This window comes from Streptomyces sp. 142MFCol3.1, assembly GCF_000424945.1.
GTDB lineage: Bacteria > Actinomycetota > Actinomycetes > Streptomycetales > Streptomycetaceae > Streptomyces > Streptomyces siamensis.
The window spans coordinates 79,559-97,263 of sequence record NZ_AUKV01000030.1 but is presented as its reverse complement, the minus strand read 5'-3'; the positions used below and the strand labels follow the sequence as shown (position 1 = coordinate 97,263).

The window sequence follows — 17,705 nt, the reverse complement described above, 5'->3', positions numbered from 1 at the left end:
GTGACGCTCCCGGCCTAGCAGTGTCGGACCTTCACGGGCGTCAGGCTGCGGCGAGCCGGGCCCGGGGCAAAGCGACGATCGTGACGGCAGGACAGGCGGGAGGCGAACGTCTTCTGCTGCCGCGGCTGCTGACGGCTACTGGTCAGGGTGGACGGCCTGGACGCCGGTTCCCGCGTACGCCTTGGGGTTCAGGGTGAGCAGGTACCGCCCGCTGGGGTGGGCTGCGGAGGGACGGGCGGCGTGGATGGCGTGGACGGCGGCCCAGGAATGCCCGAAGCGCAGCAGTTCGGTGGCGGTGACCGCAGCGTCGGTGTCGAACGCCTCGATCCGGATGAACCGCAGCCCTTTGATATAGGCGAGCAGGCCGGGTCGTTCGGCGTCGCCGGCCGTCAGCGACAGCACCGGCGCATACAGCTCGCCGAGTCCGCCGGAGGCCTGGACGTAGAACGCAGCGACCGCCTCGTTGAACGGGTCCTTCGGGTCGTACAGCGCCGTGGCGGTCGTGTGGTCCAGGACAACGGCGATCCCGGCCACTACGCGGCCGCCCGCGGACCGTGCGAGGCGGCACTCAGGCGCTCCAGCAGAGCCCGGGCCTTCGCCTCCGCCTCGGGGCTCGGCGCGCTGCCGAGGGCCGAGGCGAGCTCGGCGCGAGCCAGCTCGGCACGCTCGGCGTACTCGGCCTGCGTCGGCGTGCCCTGTGCGAGGCCCTCCACCAGGCTACGGATAGTGGTGCCGTGCTCGGCCGCCAACTGGGCAAGCCGATCCCGCGCGGCGGTGCTCACCTTGATGCTCGTCTCGTCTGCTGCCATATCCCGACTCTACCGCGTTCCTCTACTCTCGGTAGAGGAAACGTGTTCTGCACAGCAGCATGCTCAGGTAGGCCTCGCGATCTCGGATTTCGCGCTCAAGCTCTTCGTCGATGGGGACGAGCGCTTCACGTTTCATCTGTTCAGATAGCGCAGGTAGGGCTGTCGGCGTCGTGGACGATGCAGTCGTGCGGCAGCCGCACCGTGTCGGTGATCCTCAGGCCGCCGCATCAGGATGAGCGTGACCAGCCGGGAGGCCGGGGTCTTCCACCGGTCCAGGTTCGAGGGCTGCTCCAACTGCGTCATCACTGGTTCGCTCAGGGCCCCGGGGCAGCCGCTCGTCGTATCGGGGAAGGTCCTCGGGGAAGAACACAGTGCTTGAGGGCAAGGCGTCGTCCCAGCGGTGCTGACGGATGGCCAGGAAGAAGAGATTGAGCTGTCCGATGAAGTTCCGGTGCACCGCTCGGCCCGCATAGTCGGCGTGCAGATGGGCCAGATACCTCTCCAACAACGGCCGATCCACATGATCAAGGCGGACGACGCGAACCGCAGGCGATGCGAGGAACTGCGCGAAGTGGGTAATGGCTCGTGTGCCGGAGGTGCCGACTCCGCGCCGAGCCCTGTGCTGAGCCGCCACCGGGCCCACCGCTTTGCCAGATCTTTCAGCCAGGGCTGTGGGATCCGGTCGAAGAGGATGTGGGCGATCTTGGCCTTGATCCCCAGCTCGCGGAGCCGCCAGACCTCCCGGTCGTACTCGATGTCCCAGACGTTTCGCGCAGTGGGTTCCTCGACGCGTTGCCCTGTATGCAGCTGAAGCCTGGCGCGTTCGGGCCCCGCCTTTCCCGGGTCGGCAGGCATGTGCGAGGTCTCGCTCACAGCCGCACCTCCGTTCCGTCGAACCAGCCGACGGCCTCCAGCGCCTTCCGAGCGTCCTCGGCGGTGAGGTGTCCGTATGTCTCGGTCGTAGTGGTCAGGCTGACGTGTCCCAGCGTTTTGCTGACAACCTCGACCGGGGTGCCGCCTCACAGCAGTCTGGTGGCGTAGGTGTGGCGGTACCAGTGCGGGTCAAAGGAGATGCCGGTCCTTCGACGGAGCCGTCTGACCCCGCGCGGGGCGGCCCAGAGGGCGGCATGTCGCCCGAAGCCGCCCGTCCTCGCCGGTCCTCCACCGCGGAGGACTGGCCGGCCGCTGAGCGGTGGCCCCGTCAGTCACGTGGATGAGGCCGTCTCGGCGGAACGGGCGTATTGTCCGCATATGGGTGACGTGCAGTGTGGCTGGTGCGGGGCCCGGATCCAGGGGGCGGCGGTGGGTGGCCGCCGGTACTGTCGGCCGGCGCACCGGCAGGCGGCCTGGCGTGCACGCCGCCGCTGGAGGCAGGCGGCCAGAGCCCGGGAAGGGATGGCCGCGGCCGGTGAGGACCTGATCTGTCAGGTGCAGACCCTCGCCCAGCGGGCTCATGAGCTGCCGCCGCCGGGGCCGTGCACGCAGTGGCACAGCGCGGCAGTGGCACGCGTGCCGGACCTGGCCGGGCAGCTGGTCAGGGCGGCGGTGCGGGCGGACCGGCAGGCGGGGGCCAGCTGGGCGCAGATCGGTGCGGGGCTGGGCATCAGCGCCGAGGCGGCCCGCAGCCGTTTCGGGCGCACCCGTGGGAGCACTGCGCCGGTCGCCAGGTCCGGGTGAACGCCATGCGGCAGCCTGCCGACCCCGGCCTCGAATCCGGTTTCGCCGCGGAGCGCCTGGATTCTGTCGTGGCCGACGTGGTGCGGGAGACCGATGCGTCGGCTGCCCTGGTGTTTTTGCTGCAGCCCGGAGAGCAAGTGCTGCGGCTGGCGTTGCTGTCGGGTGTCTCCCAGCAGATTGCCGCGCCGTGGGCCCGCATTCCCGTGGATGCTCCGATCCCGGTGCTGGATGCGATGCGGCAGCGGCGTCTGGTGTGGCTGGGCAGCCAGGAGGAGCTGGCGCGCCGCTATCCCCGGCTCGGGATCGTGCTGCCGTACGACTTCATGCTCGCCGCGGCCCCCCTCACCAGCGGCGCCATGGTGTGGGGCGGCATCGTGTTGCTGTGGCCCATCTGGCACCCGCCGCAGCTCAGCAAGGATGAACGCCAGGCGGTCACCACCTGCTGCCAGCGTGCGGCGGACCTTTTCGAGCAGGCCGCGCAGCACGGCCGTCCGCTGAGAGCCCCTGAGGAGCCTCGGGTTCTTGCCCCGCAGCTTGCAGAGGCCGACCCCGCCGAAGCCAGGGCCGCGCTCTGCTTCACCGAACGCCTTCCGGTGGGCTGCTGCGCCCTCGACCTCGAGGGCCGGCTCACCTTCATCAACGCCGCCGCCGCCAGCCTGATGGACGCCGGCGCCGCCCGCCTGGTGGGCAAACGCCCGTGGGAGGTGCTGCTGTGGCTGCACCACCCGCTCTTCGAGGAGGGCTACCGGGCAGCGCTGATCTCCCGCCAGCCCACGTCCTTCACCGCCGTGCGCCCCCCGAACACGCCGCTGCTCTTCCAGCTCTACCCCGACGGCAGCGGCATCAGCATCTTCATCACCCCCGCCGCGCAGCCGGCCACCACCGGCCCGGGACAGCAGCTGCGCTCTCCGGACGCACCGGTGAGCGCGACGGCCCTGTACCTCCTGACACACCTGGCCGCCGCTCTCGCCGAAGCCACGGGCGTGCGCGACGTGGCCGAACGGGTCGCCGACCAGATCGTTCCCGCCTTCGGCCCCCAGCGCCTGATCCTGATGACCCAGGAGGAAGGCCGTCTACACATCGTCGGCCACCGCGGCTACCGCACCGACTTCGTCCGCCGCTTCGACGGCACCTCTCTGACCTCCGCAACCGCCGTCGCGCATGTCCTGACCACCGGCGACGCCGCCTTCTTCCCCACCCTCGACGACTTCCAGCGTGCCTATCCCGAGGGCCCCCGCTACGAGAAGACCAACGCCTGGGGCTTTCTGCCTCTGACCGTCTCCGGGCGTCCCATCGGCTCTCTCGTCCTCTCCTACGACCAGCCCCGCCCCTTCCCCCCGGCAGAACGCGCCATCCTCACCTCTCTTGCCGGACTGATCGCCCAGGCCCTGGACCGTGCCCGCCTCTACGACGCCAAACACGCCCTCGCCCGCACTCTGCAGACCGGCCTGCTGCCCCAGGCCCTGCCCCGCATCCAGGGGCTGGAGGTTGCCGCCCGCTATCTCCCCGCCGGGCGCGGCATGGACATCGGCGGCGACTTCTACGACCTCATCCGCTGTGACGAGACCAGCGCCGTTGCGGCGATCGGCGATGTCCAGGGCCACGACTCCACCGCCGCCGCCCTCATGGGGCAGGTCCGCATCGCCGTCCACGCCTACGCCACTGCCGGAATATCCCCCGGCGATGTCCTGGCCCGCACCAACCGTCTCCTGACCGACCTCGACCCTGGGCTGTTCACCAGCTGTCTGATCGCCCACCTCGATGTGGCCCGCCACCGCGCCCGGCTGGCCAACGCCGGACACCCCCCGCCCTTGCTCGCCCATCCCGACGGGTACGCCGAAGTCCTGCGCCTGCCGCCCGGCCTGCTGCTCGGCATCGACCCCGACGCCGACTACACCACCACCGAGATCCCCCTCCCCCCGGGCACAGTCCTCGCCCTGTACACCGACGGACTCGTGGAAACCCCCGGCACCGACATCGACGACACCACCCACGCCCTTGCCCAGCACCTCGTCCACGCCCGGGACCAGGACCTGAACCACCTCGCCGACACCCTCATCCACCACGCCACACGAGACGCCCCCCGCCACGACGACATCGCCCTCCTGCTCATCCGCCCGAAACCCCACAGCGGCTGACGGCATCACCGGGCACGGTGTCTTCGAAGCGCCGCATGAGACCCCGGGACGGTCCCTCTTCGCCTGTGTGTCCCTGGGCGCGAAGGGACTGTCAAAGTTGACACACACCAGAGCGCATGGCGGTGCAGGCGCTGTCGGTTGTAGAAGGTCTCGACGAAAGCGAAGATGTCCGCGCGGGCGCCGGTCCGGTCGGGCCGGCGACGGGTTCCGATCTCCTCCTTCAGCAGAGCGAAGAACGACTTGGCGGCTGCATTGCCGAAGCAGGAGCCGGTGTGGCCTATGCGCTGCCGCAGCCCGAACCGGCCTGTCTCACATCGGAGTTCGTCCGAGGTGTATGCACTGCCGCGGTCCGAATGCACAATGCATCCAGGCTTCAGCTGACCGCGTCCGGCGGCCATCGTCAGCGCATCCACGACCAGGCCGGCGCGATGATGGTCGGCCATCGAGTAGCCGACGATCTCGCGGGTCGCGAGGTCCAGCCAGGTCGCCAGATACAGCCGGCCCTCATGGGTGGGGATGTAAGTGATGTCGCCGACCAGCTTCATCCCCGGCGCACCATGGGTTTGTCCCCGGTGCCCACCCTGTCGCCATACTGGCCTGACTCCGGGGCGACGCCCTGAACGGGAAGCACCACGTGCACACATTGCGTACACCGTGGATCGGTTCGGTGCTTCGGACTCTGAACGGGGCAGACCGAGCCTGATCGCGGCCTGGGCGGAGCGCTGGGTTCCCCTGGCTTGCGTGCTTCCCTAGGCCATGGTCGCGCGTGCTGCCTTCGACCGTGGCGCGCGCGGCTCAGGACTCGGTCAGCAGTGCAGGAGTATTGGTGTGCTGTCTGACGTAGGGATGAAGCATGGCCGACTCGCTGCTCCTCTCTCTTGCGGGAATCATCGGAACCTTGATCGGCAGTGGTCTCACTGGGTTCCTCGCTCTCCGCTCGGAACGTGCGAAACAGCAAGCTCTGGAACGGCATGAAGAACGTCAGTCACACAGACAAGCAGGCCTGCAGGAACTTGACCTTCGTTTGGAACATCACCGGTGGAGGAGAGATCACAGAAGGGCGATTTATCAGGGATTCACCGAAAAAGTTCTGATCGCCCGCGGTGTAGCTCTTGATTACCACAGAGCTTGCCTCAATGCAGTTCGCGCATCCGAGCACATCGCTGGCCTTCGAATGGAGGGAAGAAGGGCACATAGGGATGCTGTAGTGGCTTCGTACGGTGTGGGATTGCAAGGGCCTGACGAGGTGTCTGCTAGGGCGAACGACTGTATCTCCAGCCTGCGTGATCTGCTGAATTGTGCAGAAGAACACGAAGTGAGATCTTCTTCAGGGACTCTGACACGAGAGGTCGTGGCGGAGATGAACGAGCGAATCGACGTCCACTTCAACGATATGCAAGAAAAGCTTCGGATATTTATTCATGCCGGGCGTGTCACCCTCGATCAGCCGATGCCGCCAACTTGATCACGCACAGACGGCTGGACGGTGCGGCGGCCCGTCCGGGACCGGGCGCCACCGTGTAGGCGCACGCCCGGCGTGCCTCCGGCTCAGTCGGCACTGCCAGAGCGTGACGGCGCTGTGGCCGTGCCGCCCACCGGCAGCCCCTTGCTGTTCGGGTGAGTTCCGTCACGAGTGCTCTCTTCACCGGAGAGCGGACGTCAACGGCATCTCAGCGACTATCGAGGGCGGGCACGAAGTCGGGCGAGGTTCGGGCCCGCGCTCTCATTCGCGCATCTGCCGGGGGAGCTGTGCGCGTTGCCTCCTTCAACGACCGCCGCGACGGCCGGTCACCATCGAGGGGATGCTCTGTCTTGCTAGAGGCGTCCAGGCCACAGTGGAAGAGGTACTTGATCGCGGTCATCACTTCGGATGATTTGCATGCGAGAGGGGGATCTAGTGGCCCTAGGTGATCTTACGTGGGAGCAGCTTGTAGGTCTGGTTCGACGCATCATTGCGTTCGATGGAACTGAAGAAGAAGTGGACGCCATGGAGGTGCTATTCGAGTCAAGTGTTCCTTATCCGGGTGTCTACTCCTTGATCTACCACTCGGAACCTGAGCTTACGCCCGAGGAAATCGTAGAAAGGGCGCTCTCGTATCAAGCCATCGCACCCCCTTATCGTCCGGAGTGAATTTTTTGAAGTGTCGCTAGAAGGCCGGTAATGGCATTTCGTTGCAGTGTCATCGAGATATCTCTTCTCTCTGAAAGAGCGTTTTGTCCCGGCGGCAGTGTTTGGTTCGAGGTTCAAGTGTCGCGCCAGTGCGAGGCGTCGGCTTATGAGGTCGATCATCGCGACGTGGATTATGGCTTCGGAGCGGTGGGAGTGGGTCTCGAAGTCGCGGGCAACGCGGCGGTGGTGCATCAGCCAGCCGAAGGTCCGCTCAATCGGCCAAGCACACTGCACCTATGAATGGGTATCAGGTAGGCGATGTGCCGGTAATCGAACGGGAGGGGCTGGCCGTCGCCGCGGCTGGGTCAGCGGCGGCGCCGCCCGAACAGGTGCTGCCAGAACGTGGAGTGTCTGCTGTGCCAGCGCGCCCGGATGAGTTCTGCGCTGGAGGGGCCGGTGAACTGCTGGGAGACGGCCGCGTAGGCCTGCAGGAGGGCGAGGAGGTGCTGATCGACGTCGGGGAAGCGCCGTTCTTGTTCCACGAACGGTTCGATGGCCTCCCATACCTTCGCGATCCGGCCCCGCGCCATGACGATGGCGGCGGTTTCGTCGATGACACCCAGTGCGTACAAGCCGGCGAGTGTCTGGAAGAAGTAGGCGACGCTGTACACGGCCGCTTTGGCGTCAGGCGGCAGGCCCCGCAGCCCACCATCCGGCGCATGCTCACGGTTGAGATCGCGACAGACGTAGGCGTACTGCTCGTGCAGCTCGGCGGAGCGGAACTCGGCGAGCAGGTCCATCAGAGCAGGTATGTAGTTCGCCTGCCGGGCGATCTGCACCTGCCGTGCTCCGAACCACATCGAGGCGAGCACCGCGGAAACGGAGATCGCTATGGCCAGCACGTTCAAAAGGGTGGCCCCGTCCACGAGCGCATCGTAAAGCTGCAGTCGCCCGTTGACGAGTGTCGCGGAGCGGGCCGGCAGAACCTCGGCCGGCCCTGCATCGCACGGCAGAAGGATCGCCGCGGACGGTGCCCGTGAGGAGATCGAGAAGCACCAGGCGCGCAAGACCATCACTGGCTACGCCCGCGACTGGGCGCTGTGGAGCGAATTCCCCGCCCGGCTCGCCGAGCGCACCGCCACCGTCCTGCCGCTCAGCGACAGCCCCATGCTCGGCCCACAGGAACTTCGGTCCATCGGACCCGTTCTGCGTCATCTCACTGTGAATACGCCGTGTCGGCCAGGACCAGGCCCGGCCTGGTGCGCGGTCGTCGCGGCGGCGGGGAACGCGCAGACGGGCCATGACTTTGTGAACGCAGGCACATCTCAGGCCTGTCCGGCGGTGAGAACGAAATACCGGCGGACGGCAGCGACCGTCGGCGGCGAGGTGGGTCTTCGTGGTCAGCCCGCCGTGGGACCGGCCGACGGCATGGTCGGCCGGCCCGCCGGCCGGGGCCCCCCCGTGACCGCCCAGTTCAGGTCCTCGTCGGCGTCGGCCTGAGCCATCAGCGCGGTGAAGACCCACTTCCGGGTGCCGTCGACGGTCTACATCCGTAGCCGGTTGTAGACCCCTCGCCAGTTGCCGTACTTCTCCGGCAGATGGACCCACTGCGAGCCGGTCTGGGACTCGAAGGCGATCGCGTCGATCACCCTGCGGTGATCCCGCCAGCGGCCACCCCGCTTCGGTGCGGTCCGGGAGCACCGCCTCGATCCGCTCCCACTGCGTGTCAGTCAACGGCACACCCGGACCGGCGATCGGATGATCTCAACGAAACTGCTAGTGCTGGACGAGTTCGCGGATCAAACGGGCGACATTTGCCACGGCCGACACGGCAGCAAGTGCCAGGGCCCAGCGGGGCTTCTCCTCTTTGGATCCGGCGGCACGGGCGATACGGTCTTTGTGCACAGGACATCACCTCAACTGCGAGGGGTGTTATCGGAAGCCCGTCGCCCCGAAATCACGCTGTCCAGGCCGACTTGGGGAGGCGGGCTTCTGTTATTTCAGCAGTAGGCAGCTGCAGCGTGGCAGTCCGAGGCGACATCATGTTCCTGCAGCTTCAGGACCCGGAGAGGGGGATATTTAGTACTGAAGCCACACAATCTATGTCCAACGATGCAAGACGGATAGCTCGCGGCCGCCGGGAATGGGGGCACGTGGCGATCAATATGTTTCGACGGGTTCCCAGCCATCCACGTCCAGGCTGTCCGCCGCTTCGTTCAGCAACGGCGGCTCGGCCGCCTGTGCGCCACAGCCCTACAAGCCCGCGGCGGCGGCATTTGTCGTGCGGCTGCGTGAGCTCGTCGATCCCAGGCTCGTAACCCACCCCCCGCCTGCCTTCCAGCGTCGGCCGCTGCAAGGACACCACGGTGGTTGTCGATGGCCGCTACCCCGGGCAGCGCGTAGCGCCGCCGTGCAGGCAGCAGAGGCACCGAAGGCTGCCACACCTGGGAGCATCCGGGAGCTGTTCGGCTACCGATCAGAGAACTCCTCGGCCCGCTCCCGGTCCGTGACCTCCGACAAAATGTCCAGTAACTCCGCTGAAGCTACCCGCACGCAGTGATCGAGGAACTACAGCGAAGCCACTGATCTCCAACTGAAGGGACTGAGCGGCTGGGCTGGTGTCTTCGGACTGCAAGAATGGCCGGTCAGCGGTTCGGCGTACAGCGGCGGATGCGCGGTGTGGTCCGGTGCGTATGCCTCCAACAGTGGGAAGTCCTCAAGCCATGGCCGCCCAGCGCAGCTCCCTCGATCGCCAGCTTTCCGTCCACCAGCTGAAGGTTGGTCTGGAGGGGATGAAACTGCCGGTGTGGCGGCGGCTGGTGGTGCCCTCGGACATCACGCTGGGATCGCTGCACGTCGTGATCCAGGAGGCGTTCGGCTGGCAGGACATGCACCTGCACGCCTTCGAAGACCGCCTGGGCGGGCGGTACGCCCCGCCGGAGGATCTCGATGTCCCGGTGTTCGACGAGGAGGAGGCCGTCCTCGCGGACGTCCCGCCGCGCACCGGCGACCGAATGGACTACACCTACGACTTCGGCGACGACTGGCTGCACCGGATCACTGTGGAGGGAGCACGCCCCGCCGAAGAGGGCGAGGGGGAAGTCCCGTTGTGCATGGGCGGGCGGCGTGCCATGCCGCCCGCCGAGGACCTCGGTGGCGTGCGCGAGCTGACCGAGCGGCTGGAGCGGTACGGGGACGGGCAGCGCCCGAGCCCCGCTGTCGTCCGGCACGGCGGTGAGAAGCGGGTGGAGTACCAGAGCCCGCACGACGAGGTGTTGGCGGGCCTGTACGAGGAGGGCCTCGACCAGGCTGACCTCGACCCTGCCGAACTCACCCGCGGGCTGGCGCAGGTGGGGCTGCGGAGGACAGAGAAGGGCCCGAATGGCTTTTGCAGAAGGGTGGTGGCGGGAGAGGGGCGGGCGGGCACGCGACCCAAACGGCGTGGCAGGTGGGGCGAGCGCCAGGCTCCGCCGGGGATGTGCTGGCGCGAGTGCGGCGAGCTTTACTCTCTGCTCGGCGACGCGGGCCTGCTCGCCGACGGCGACGATGGGGGTTCCGCCGCGCGAGCGATTTCGAGCGTGGGGGAGGGCGAGGAGGAGAGGTCGGCGGTGGCGGCAGCGGCGACCGAACCCGCCCTCGGTTTCCGCGCGTTGGGCGGGCCGTTGGGTGAGCTGGCGCCGCTGCGGGAGCTGACCGAAAAGGCTCCGCCGCTGGTGTTTCTGATGCTGCTCGCGGCGTACGGGCTGCCCGACGAGGAGTGGCTGGATGTCGCCGACTTCGGCACGGACGGCCTGTCAGGACTGCCCGAGGGCCCGGCCCGGCAGCTGGTGTCAGCGCTCCTCGCCGACCAGTACCACGACCCCGCCGGGACGTTGGAGCTGTTCGGTGCCGCCGAGCGCGACGGCCATGAGCCTCCTGCGGACGATGCCGTCTTCACCCTGCTGTTCGACGGCGGCGGGCAGGGCATGCTGCCCGCCGACCGCTTCCAGCTCACGGCGCTGGGTCGCTTCGACCTGCGCGCGCTGCTGGTGGCGGCAGGCGTCCCGGCGCCGGTGACCAGCTCGCTCGCCCGGTCGGACGCCCGCGAACTGCCGGCCGCGCTCCTCTCGTACCGTGCCGGCCACCCGCACGCCGGCGAGGTGCTCGGCTCGCTTGCCGACGCCGTCGAACCCCTCGACAAGGCCGTGGCCAAGCGGCTGCGGAAGGCCGCGTTCAAGGCGGGGAGTGCCAAGTGAGCCGAGCTCTGCGGGAGACTACCGCCGAGGCCGCGCCGCTCGCGGATCCTGCTGCCACTGCCTGGGCGCGCGAACACCTCGCCGCGGGCAGTTGGGCCGCGGTGTTCGTGCCGGCCGAGCCGGGGCGGCCGGCCCGACTTGGCCGCCTGGTGCTCTACCGGCCCTCCGCCGACGCCCGCCGCGTGCCCGCCTCGACCGCCGTACCAAAGACGGTAAAGCGGGTCCGCCTCGATCTGGTCCTGCCGCACGGTGCCGGGGTGCGCACCCGCGACATCGAGGGGCTGGCGCTCGGCCCCGCAGACGCGCTCGCCCTCCTGCTCGATCTGCCCGACCTGCCAAAGGACCCCGTTCATCCATCGCTCGCCGCATGGGCGGCCGTCGCCCGCCGCGCCCTTCAGCTGCTGGGCGAGGGGCGGCTGTATCCGGCGCTGACCTCCGACACATACACCACCTGGCGTTTCGGGCCACCCGGCGCGCGGGGCAAGCGGGACCTGGACGCGCTGGCCGCCGCTCTGCCCCCGTACGCCCACAATCTCCCCGCGCCACCGGCAGACGGCAAGGCCGTACGGATCGCCGAACCGGCAGCCCTCGTAGGGGAGTTCTGCGACGCACTGGCAGACGCCCTGCCGCGTACCCCAGCCGCCTGCTGGGCCGCGCCCAGCAACCCGTACGCCGACCGCACGACCGCCCTGCACCCGCGCCTGGCCCCGTGGGCGGCCGAGGCCGCGGCCGAGCGGGCCGCGCAGGTCGGTGTGGAGCTGCGGGTCGAGCCCCCCGTCGGGCGGCGCCGCGTCTTCCAGGCGGTGCTGCAGCTGCGGACCGCAGCCGACCCCTCCCTGGTCCTGGACGCCGCCGAGCTGTGGGCCGACCCGCACCGCGCAGCGTCTGCTCGGCCCGCACGCCGAGGCCGAGGCGCTGCTGGCACTGCGCCGTGCCGCACGCGCCTGGCAGCCCCTGACCCGCCTGCTCGCCGAAGCCGCGCCCAGCGCGCTGAGGCTCGACGACGAGGAGGCCATGGAGCTGCTGGGGGACGCCACCGACGCGCTGCGCACGGCGGGCGTACGCGTGCACTGGCCGCGCGAGCTGGTCAAGGCCCTCGACCTGCGAGCGGAGATCGGGGCGGCCACCGCGCCCGGCGCGACCGTGGAGACCCTGCTGGGCAGGGATGCCCTCCTCGATTTCTCCTGGCGGGTCGCGCTCGGCGGCGAGCAGCTCACCGAGGACGAACTCGACGTGCTGGCCGAGGCCCGCCGCCCGCTGGTCAAGCTCCGCGACCAGTGGGTGGTCGCCGACCCGAAGCTGGTGGCCCGCCTCAAGCGGCAGCGCAGCCGCGAACTCGCTCCGCTGGAGGCACTCCAGGCGGCGCTGAGCGGCGAGGTGGAATGGGACGGCGAGCGCGTCGCGGTGGAAACGGCCGGCGCCTTCGGCGAGCTGGTCGACCGTCTGCGGGCCGGCGAGTGCCGCGCTCCCGTCCGCGTACCTCAGGGCCTGACGGCCACCCTGCGTGACTACCAAAAGCGCGGACTGGCCTGGCTGGCGGACATGACCCGCCTGACGCTCGGCGGGATCCTCGCCGACGACATGGGCCTCGGCAAGACCGTCACCCTGCTCGCCCTCCACCTGCACCGCCAGGAGCAACCCGACACCGCGGGCCCCGCCCTCGTGGCCTGCCCGGCCTCGCTGCTCGGCAACTGGCAGCGCGAGGCGGCCCGCTTCGCCCCCGCCCTCACGGTGCGCCGCTACCACGGCGGCGAGCGCACCCTGGACCACCTCGCCGGGGACGAACTCGTCCTGGTCACCTACGGCGTGCTGCGCCGGGACCGGGAGCGGCTGGCCGCCGTCAAGTGGTCGCTGGTCGCCGCCGACGAGGCCCAGCACGTCAAGAACCCGTACGCCACCACCGCCCGCGAACTGCGCGCCCTGCCCGCCCGCGCCCGCGTCGCGCTCACCGGCACCCCGGTGGAGAACAACCTCTCCGAACTGTGGGCCCTGCTCGACTGGACCACCCCCGGTCTGCTCGGCCCGCTGTCCGCCTTCCGCGACCGCTTCGCGAAGGCCATCGAGCGCGGCGCGCTGGGTGCGGACGGCGACGAGGAGAGCGCCGAACAGGCCCGGCAGGCCGCCGAACAGCTCACCCGGCTCACCCGTCCGTTCCTGCTGCGCCGCCGCAAGTCCGACCCCGGTGTGGCCCCCGAACTCCCGGCCAAGACGCAGACCGACCACCCCGTCACCCTCACCCGCGAGCAGGCCGCCCTGTACGAGGCGCAGGTCCGCGAGACCATGACCCTCATCGAGAAGGCGGACGGCATCGCCCGCCGCGGCCTGGTACTCAAACTCCTCACCGCCCTCAAGCAGATCTGCAACCACCCCGCCCACTACCTGCGCGAGACCGGGCCCCTGGCCGCCCGCTCGGGCAAGCTGGACCTCCTCGACGAACTGCTCGACACGGTGGTCGCCGAGGACGAGGGCGCCCTGGTCTTCACCCAGTACACGCAGATGGGCAAGCTCCTGGAGCGGCACTTCGCCGACCGCGGCATCCGCGCCCGCTACCTGCACGGCGCCACCCCCGTCCCCCGGCGCGAGGAGATGGTCGCCGCCTTCCAACAGCGCGAGTTCCCCGTCTTCCTGCTCTCCCTGAAGGCCGCCGGCACCGGCCTCAACCTCACCCGCGCCACCCACGTGATCCACTACGACCGGTGGTGGAACCCCGCCGTCGAGGACCAGGCCACCGACCGCGCCCACCGCATCGGCCAAGACCGCCCCGTCCAGGTCCACCGGCTCACCACGCAGGGCACCCTGGAGGACAAAGTCGCCCGCCTGCTCGGCGCCAAGCGCGCCCTCGCGGACCAGATCATCACCTCCGGCGAGGCCGCCCTGACCGAACTGACCAACGCCGACCTCGCCGAACTCGTCGCACTGTCCCACGGAGCCGACGCATGACCCCCTCCCACAAAGCGCCGCGCACCGGCAGCCGCGCCTTCGCCGCCACCTGGTGGGGCCGGGCCTGGGTGGACGCCCTGGAGGCCTCCACCCTCGACGCCGGCCGCCTCTCCCGCGGCCGTACCTACGCGCGCAAGGGCATGGTCGGCCCGGTCACCGCCACCCCCGGAATGCTGCGCGCCGAGGTCGAGGGCAGCGCCCCCCGGCCGTACGACGCCGCGGTACGCCTGCGCGTCCTCACCGACGCCCAGTGGGACGCCCTCCTCGACGCCATCGCCGCCCAAGCCGGCCGCACCGCCGCCCTCCTCGACGGCGAGATGCCCGCCGACCTCGCCGACGACGCCCGCGCCGCCGGCATCCCCCTGCTGCCCGAACCGGCCGAACTCGACCCGGAGTGCTCCTGCCCCGACTGGGGCTACCCCTGCAAGCACGCCGCCGCCCTGTGCTACGCCACCGCCACCCATCTCGACGACGACCCCTTCCGGCTCCTCGCCCTCCGCGGCCGCACCAAGGACGCCGTCCTCACCGCGCTGCGCACCCGCCGCCAGACCTCAACGTGCGCTGTGCCGGAAACCGGCGAGACGCCCCGCGGCCGGGGCATGCCCGCCCGCGACGCATTCGCCTCCTGGAACGGCACCTTCACCCTGCCTGCCCTCGAGCCGGCCAAGAGCGCACCAGGCGAACCCGACACAGCCCCCTCTCCCGTCACCACCGCACCCCCACCCGGCGCCCCCTTCACCCTCGACGACCTCGAAGCACTCACCCGCGACACCGCTCAGCGCGCCCGCAACCTCGCCGCCGGGCACACCACCTCCCTCACCTGCACCCCGCTCGAGGACGCCGTACGCCTCGCCGCGACCGGCATCGGCGAGGACTGGTTCCACCAGCTCGTACGCGCCGCCGGCCTGCCCCCGCTCGACTTCGCCCTCCTGGTCCGCGCCCTGCGCCACGGCGGATCCGCCGGCGTCGCCGTCGCCCGCGCACCCTTCGTCCCCGATCCCGCCGCCATGGCCGCCGCCCGCACCGCCCTCGCCGACCCCGACAACGCGGACAGCACAGATGACACCGCCCGCACCCTACGGATGCGCACCTGGCGCAACCGCCTCACCGCCGACGACGAAGACGTCCAGATCCGCCTCGGCCCCGACAACCGATGGCATCCCTACACCCGCGAAAGCCCCACCGCCGCATGGTGGCCCTGTGCCCCCGCCACCACCGACCCCGTCGCCGCTCTCGTCGCGGCCCGCACCGCCACGCGGAGCTGACAGACAAGCTGGCCGGGGCGCCCGAAGGAGGACACGATGACGACCGCGTGGGACGCGCTCCCGCCCTGGATGCTGCCGCCCCGGCCCAGTGGATGGGAGGCCGATGACCTCGACAACGCACCCGACCTCCCCCGGCATACCGAGCTGATCGACGGAGCGCTGATCTTCATGATCTCCCCGCAGCGGTCCTGGCACGCCCGCGTGGTCACCCGACTTACGACCGCACTGGACGACCAGACCCCCGAGGGATTCGCGATCGACCGGGAAATGACGGTCAAACTGAACGAGAAGAACCGACCCGAGCCTGACATCGTTGCTGTCACCGTCGCCTACGGCCCGGACCGTACGCGCTACCTCCCCGACCAAGTCGCCCTCGCCGTCGAAGTCGTCTCCGACGAGTCCGCCGACCGGGACCGGTCGCTGAAGCCGTTCAAATACGCGCAGGCGGGTATCCCGCACTACTGGTGTATCGAGGAGGAAAACGGCCTCCCCGTCATCCACCCGTACGAGCTGGACGACATCACCCGCGCCTACGTCGCCACCGGAATCAACCGCGAGCGCATGAAGACAGCGGTCCCTTTCGGCATCGACATCGACCTGCCCCCTAGTCGGGTGTGTCAATTTAACGGCTGATCTTGGTTGTTGATGGTTAGTTGTTGCTCGGGGTCAGGCGGCCTTCGAAGGTGATCTGGAACGCGTTGAGGGGTGCTTTCCAGCGCATGGTCCACCGCTTGCGGCCCTTCCCGGTCGGGTCCAGGCTCATCAGCGCCATGTAGATGCACTTGAGGGCGGCAGCCTCGTTGGGGAAGTGCCCGCGGGCACGAACGGCCCTGCGTATGCGGGCGTTGACGCTCTCGATCGCGTTCGTGCTGCAGATGACCTTGCGGATCTCGACGTCGAAGGAGAGGAAGGGCACGAACTCGGCCCAGGCGTCCGACCAGAGCTTCACGATCGCCGGATACTTGCCTCCCCACGCCTCCTGGAACTCCAGGAACCGCTCCGTCGCCGCGTCCTCACTGGGCGCGGTGTAGACAGGCTTGAGGGCTTTGGCGACCTTGTCCCAGTCCTGGCGGGCGGCGTAACGGAACGAGTTCCGCAGCAGGTGCACCACGCACGTCTGGACGATCGTGCGAGGCCAGACGGTCTCCACGGCCTCGGGAAGTCCCTTCAGCCCGTCGCAGACCAGCATGAGCACGTCGTCCAGGCCGCGGTTCTTCAGCTCGGTGAACACGTGCAGCCAGTACTTGGTGCCCTCGCCGCCGTCGCCGGCCCAGATGCCGAGGATGTCGCGGGTGCCGTCCACCGTCACCGCCATCACCACGTAGACAGGACGGTTCGCGACCTTCCCGTCCCTGATCTTGACGTTGATCGCATCGACGAACAAAACGGGGTAAACACGGTCGAGGGGTCGGTTCTGCCATTCGGCCATGCCCTCCATCACCTTGTCGGTGATGGTGGAGATGGTCTGCTTGGACACTTCGGCCCCGTAGACCTCTGCCAGGTGGGCAGCGATCTCGCCGTGCGTGAGCCCCTTCGCGGACAACGACAGAACCATCTCATCGACCCCGGTCAGCCTCCGCTGCCGCTTCTTGACGATCCCTGGCTCGAACGTGCCCGAGGTGTCACGCGGGACCTTCACCTCGACCGGCCCGACGTCGGTCAGCACCGTCTTGGACCGGCTCCCGTTGCGGGAGTTGCCACTGCCCCGGCCGGCCGCGTCGTGCTTCTCGTAGCCGAGGTGATCCGTGATCTCACCTTCCAGAGCAGACTCCAGAACCCGCTTGGTCAGCTGCTGCAGCAGCCCACCCTGCCCGGTCAGCTGCAGCCCCTCCGACCGGGCCCGCTCCACCAGCATCGCGACCAGCTGCTCGTCGGACACAGGCACAGGCTGCCCGGACACGGCACTCTCGACAGGCTCCACGGTCTCCAACTCCACGGCGGTATCAGTCACTTGACGTCCCTCCCATGATCGCCGGATCCGCCGTTAGATTTACACTCCCCCTTATAGGCTCGGTTGCATGGGTGTGAGCAATGACCGCGTGTCCGGCACGGTGGAGATTGACCGGTCGATCTGCGGTATCGACGAGAACCGGCGGCCGGGTGAGGCGGAGCGGCCGTTCTGGACTGATCTTCCCGTCGATGCCGGCCCCGTGCAGGTCAGCCACGGCACGGTCCTAGTGCGCAGCGAGGCGCAGGCGCACGATGTGGAAGTGACGCTCGAGACGGGTGCTGAGCTTTCCGAGCCGCTCGGCGCGGAGTTCGAGCTGCTGGGGGAGTGGCCGTATCGCAGTGGCAGTGGCGACCTGGTGGTCTGCACGATCGAGGGGCCCGAGTTCTCGTTCGCCGTGCCCGCCGACAGCCGTTTCCTGCTGCGGGTGTTTCGTTCGGGGGGTGCGACAGTGGCGGCCCGGTTCGATGAGCTGACGGGACACCAGTATCCGATCACCGGGCTGGAGGCGTATCACTTCCTCTTCGTCCCGCAGGCCTGAGCGGCCGGCTGACGTGCGGGCCTCCCGGCATACGGGAGGCCC

At 69.2% G+C, this 17,705-nt stretch carries 14 protein-coding genes and 2 pseudogenes; 8 read left to right on the top strand and 8 right to left on the bottom strand.

From position 1 onward, the window contains the following. Window positions 1–135: 135 nt before the first annotated feature. On the bottom strand, window positions 136–534 hold the full coding sequence (locus tag H305_RS0134445; protein WP_028804464.1) for a hypothetical protein: 399 nt from the start codon (window positions 532–534) through the stop codon (window positions 136–138). Further along, on the bottom strand, window positions 534–809 hold the full coding sequence (locus H305_RS0134440) for a hypothetical protein (RefSeq protein WP_028804463.1): 276 nt from the start codon (window positions 807–809) through the stop codon (window positions 534–536). Before H305_RS0134440 ends, H305_RS0134445 begins: the two co-directional genes overlap by 1 nt. Before the next feature lie 1,395 nt (window positions 810–2,204). Here H305_RS0134440 and H305_RS47875 point away from each other — a divergent pair. Then, a complete protein-coding gene (locus tag H305_RS47875) occupies window positions 2,205–2,486 on the top strand; it encodes a hypothetical protein (protein ID WP_037766204.1) in 282 nt (93 codons plus the stop codon). A gap of 5 nt (window positions 2,487–2,491) precedes the next feature. After that, window positions 2,492–4,624: a SpoIIE family protein phosphatase gene (locus tag H305_RS47870; RefSeq protein WP_037766236.1), complete on the top strand. Its 2,133-nt coding sequence runs from the start codon at window positions 2,492–2,494 to the stop codon at window positions 4,622–4,624. Between the two features lie 5 nt (window positions 4,625–4,629). Here H305_RS47870 and H305_RS47865 read toward each other — a convergent pair whose 3' ends face one another. Continuing rightward, window positions 4,630–5,169: a DDE-type integrase/transposase/recombinase gene (locus tag H305_RS47865; RefSeq protein ID WP_158690630.1), complete on the bottom strand. Its 540-nt coding sequence runs from the start codon at window positions 5,167–5,169 to the stop codon at window positions 4,630–4,632. Between the two features lie 308 nt (window positions 5,170–5,477). Here H305_RS47865 and H305_RS53655 point away from each other — a divergent pair, with 308 nt between their 5' ends. After that, window positions 5,478–6,089, top strand: a complete 612-nt coding sequence (locus tag H305_RS53655) for a hypothetical protein (protein WP_158690629.1) — start codon at window positions 5,478–5,480, stop codon at window positions 6,087–6,089. 798 nt (window positions 6,090–6,887) lie between these two features. On the opposite strand, the pseudogene H305_RS55250 reads toward H305_RS53655, so the two are convergent. From H305_RS55250 to H305_RS55860, 4 genes and pseudogenes are all read right to left on the bottom strand, one after another. Next, window positions 6,888–7,016, bottom strand: a pseudogene (locus H305_RS55250) (IS5/IS1182 family transposase); the annotation flags it as partial. 83 nt (window positions 7,017–7,099) lie between these two features. Further along, window positions 7,100–7,660 carry a DUF4760 domain-containing protein gene (locus H305_RS49605; RefSeq protein ID WP_158690628.1) on the bottom strand — a complete coding sequence of 187 codons (561 nt, stop codon included), beginning with the start codon at window positions 7,658–7,660 and terminating at the stop codon, window positions 7,100–7,102. A gap of 618 nt (window positions 7,661–8,278) precedes the next feature. After that, entirely contained in the window at window positions 8,279–8,464 is a 186-nt protein-coding gene (locus H305_RS55865; protein WP_078629390.1) for a transposase, read from the bottom strand. A 46-nt stretch (window positions 8,465–8,510) separates the two neighbouring features. After that, a complete protein-coding gene (locus H305_RS55860) occupies window positions 8,511–8,639 on the bottom strand; it encodes a hypothetical protein (protein ID WP_267880810.1) in 129 nt (42 codons plus the stop codon). A gap of 800 nt (window positions 8,640–9,439) precedes the next feature. Here H305_RS55860 and H305_RS49600 point away from each other — a divergent pair. The 4 genes and pseudogenes from H305_RS49600 (at window position 9,440) to H305_RS0134385 (ending at window position 15,807) form a co-directional block, all read left to right on the top strand. Further along, window positions 9,440–10,969 (top strand): plasmid pRiA4b ORF-3 family protein, encoded by a 1,530-nt coding sequence (locus tag H305_RS49600; protein ID WP_158690626.1) that lies wholly within the window; start codon window positions 9,440–9,442, stop codon window positions 10,967–10,969. Beyond that, window positions 10,966–13,909: pseudogene (locus tag H305_RS55855) on the top strand (DEAD/DEAH box helicase). Before H305_RS49600 ends, H305_RS55855 begins: the two are co-directional and overlap by 4 nt. Then, on the top strand, window positions 13,906–15,174 hold the full coding sequence (locus H305_RS55850; protein WP_028804461.1) for an SWIM zinc finger family protein: 1,269 nt from the start codon (window positions 13,906–13,908) through the stop codon (window positions 15,172–15,174). The pseudogene H305_RS55855 and the gene H305_RS55850 overlap by 4 nt, the downstream one beginning before the upstream one ends. A gap of 36 nt (window positions 15,175–15,210) precedes the next feature. Then, window positions 15,211–15,807, top strand: a complete 597-nt coding sequence (locus H305_RS0134385; protein ID WP_028804460.1) for a Uma2 family endonuclease — start codon at window positions 15,211–15,213, stop codon at window positions 15,805–15,807. Window positions 15,808–15,823: 16 nt separating this feature from the next. On the opposite strand, the gene H305_RS0134380 is transcribed toward H305_RS0134385, so the two are convergent. Then, a complete protein-coding gene (locus H305_RS0134380; protein WP_234021360.1) occupies window positions 15,824–17,029 on the bottom strand; it encodes an IS256 family transposase in 1,206 nt (401 codons plus the stop codon). Window positions 17,030–17,192: 163 nt separating this feature from the next. Between H305_RS0134380 and H305_RS0134375 the strand changes: the two genes are divergently transcribed. After that, window positions 17,193–17,663: a Haze protective factor 1 gene (locus H305_RS0134375; RefSeq protein ID WP_158690625.1), complete on the top strand. Its 471-nt coding sequence runs from the start codon at window positions 17,193–17,195 to the stop codon at window positions 17,661–17,663. The last annotated feature ends 42 nt before the right edge of the window (window positions 17,664–17,705 follow it).

Bases quoted from the DNA above. Each gene is read 5' to 3' on its own strand.
- H305_RS0134380 (WP_234021360.1), bottom strand. From the start codon at position 17,029: ATGCTGGTGGAGCGGGCCCGGTCGGAGGGGCTGCAGCTGACCGGGCAG.
- H305_RS55850 (WP_028804461.1), top strand. From the start codon at position 13,906: ATGACCCCCTCCCACAAAGCGCCGCGCACCGGCAGCCGCGCCTTCGCC.
- H305_RS47875 (WP_037766204.1), top strand. From the start codon at position 2,205: ATGGCCGCGGCCGGTGAGGACCTGATCTGTCAGGTGCAGACCCTCGCC.
- H305_RS47870 (WP_037766236.1), top strand. From the start codon at position 2,492: ATGCGGCAGCCTGCCGACCCCGGCCTCGAATCCGGTTTCGCCGCGGAG.
- H305_RS0134375 (WP_158690625.1), top strand. From the start codon at position 17,193: ATGGGTGTGAGCAATGACCGCGTGTCCGGCACGGTGGAGATTGACCGG.
- H305_RS0134385 (WP_028804460.1), top strand. From the start codon at position 15,211: ATGACGACCGCGTGGGACGCGCTCCCGCCCTGGATGCTGCCGCCCCGG.
- H305_RS0134440 (WP_028804463.1), bottom strand. From the start codon at position 809: ATGGCAGCAGACGAGACGAGCATCAAGGTGAGCACCGCCGCGCGGGAT.
- H305_RS53655 (WP_158690629.1), top strand. From the start codon at position 5,478: ATGGCCGACTCGCTGCTCCTCTCTCTTGCGGGAATCATCGGAACCTTG.
- H305_RS47865 (WP_158690630.1), bottom strand. From the start codon at position 5,169: ATGAAGCTGGTCGGCGACATCACTTACATCCCCACCCATGAGGGCCGG.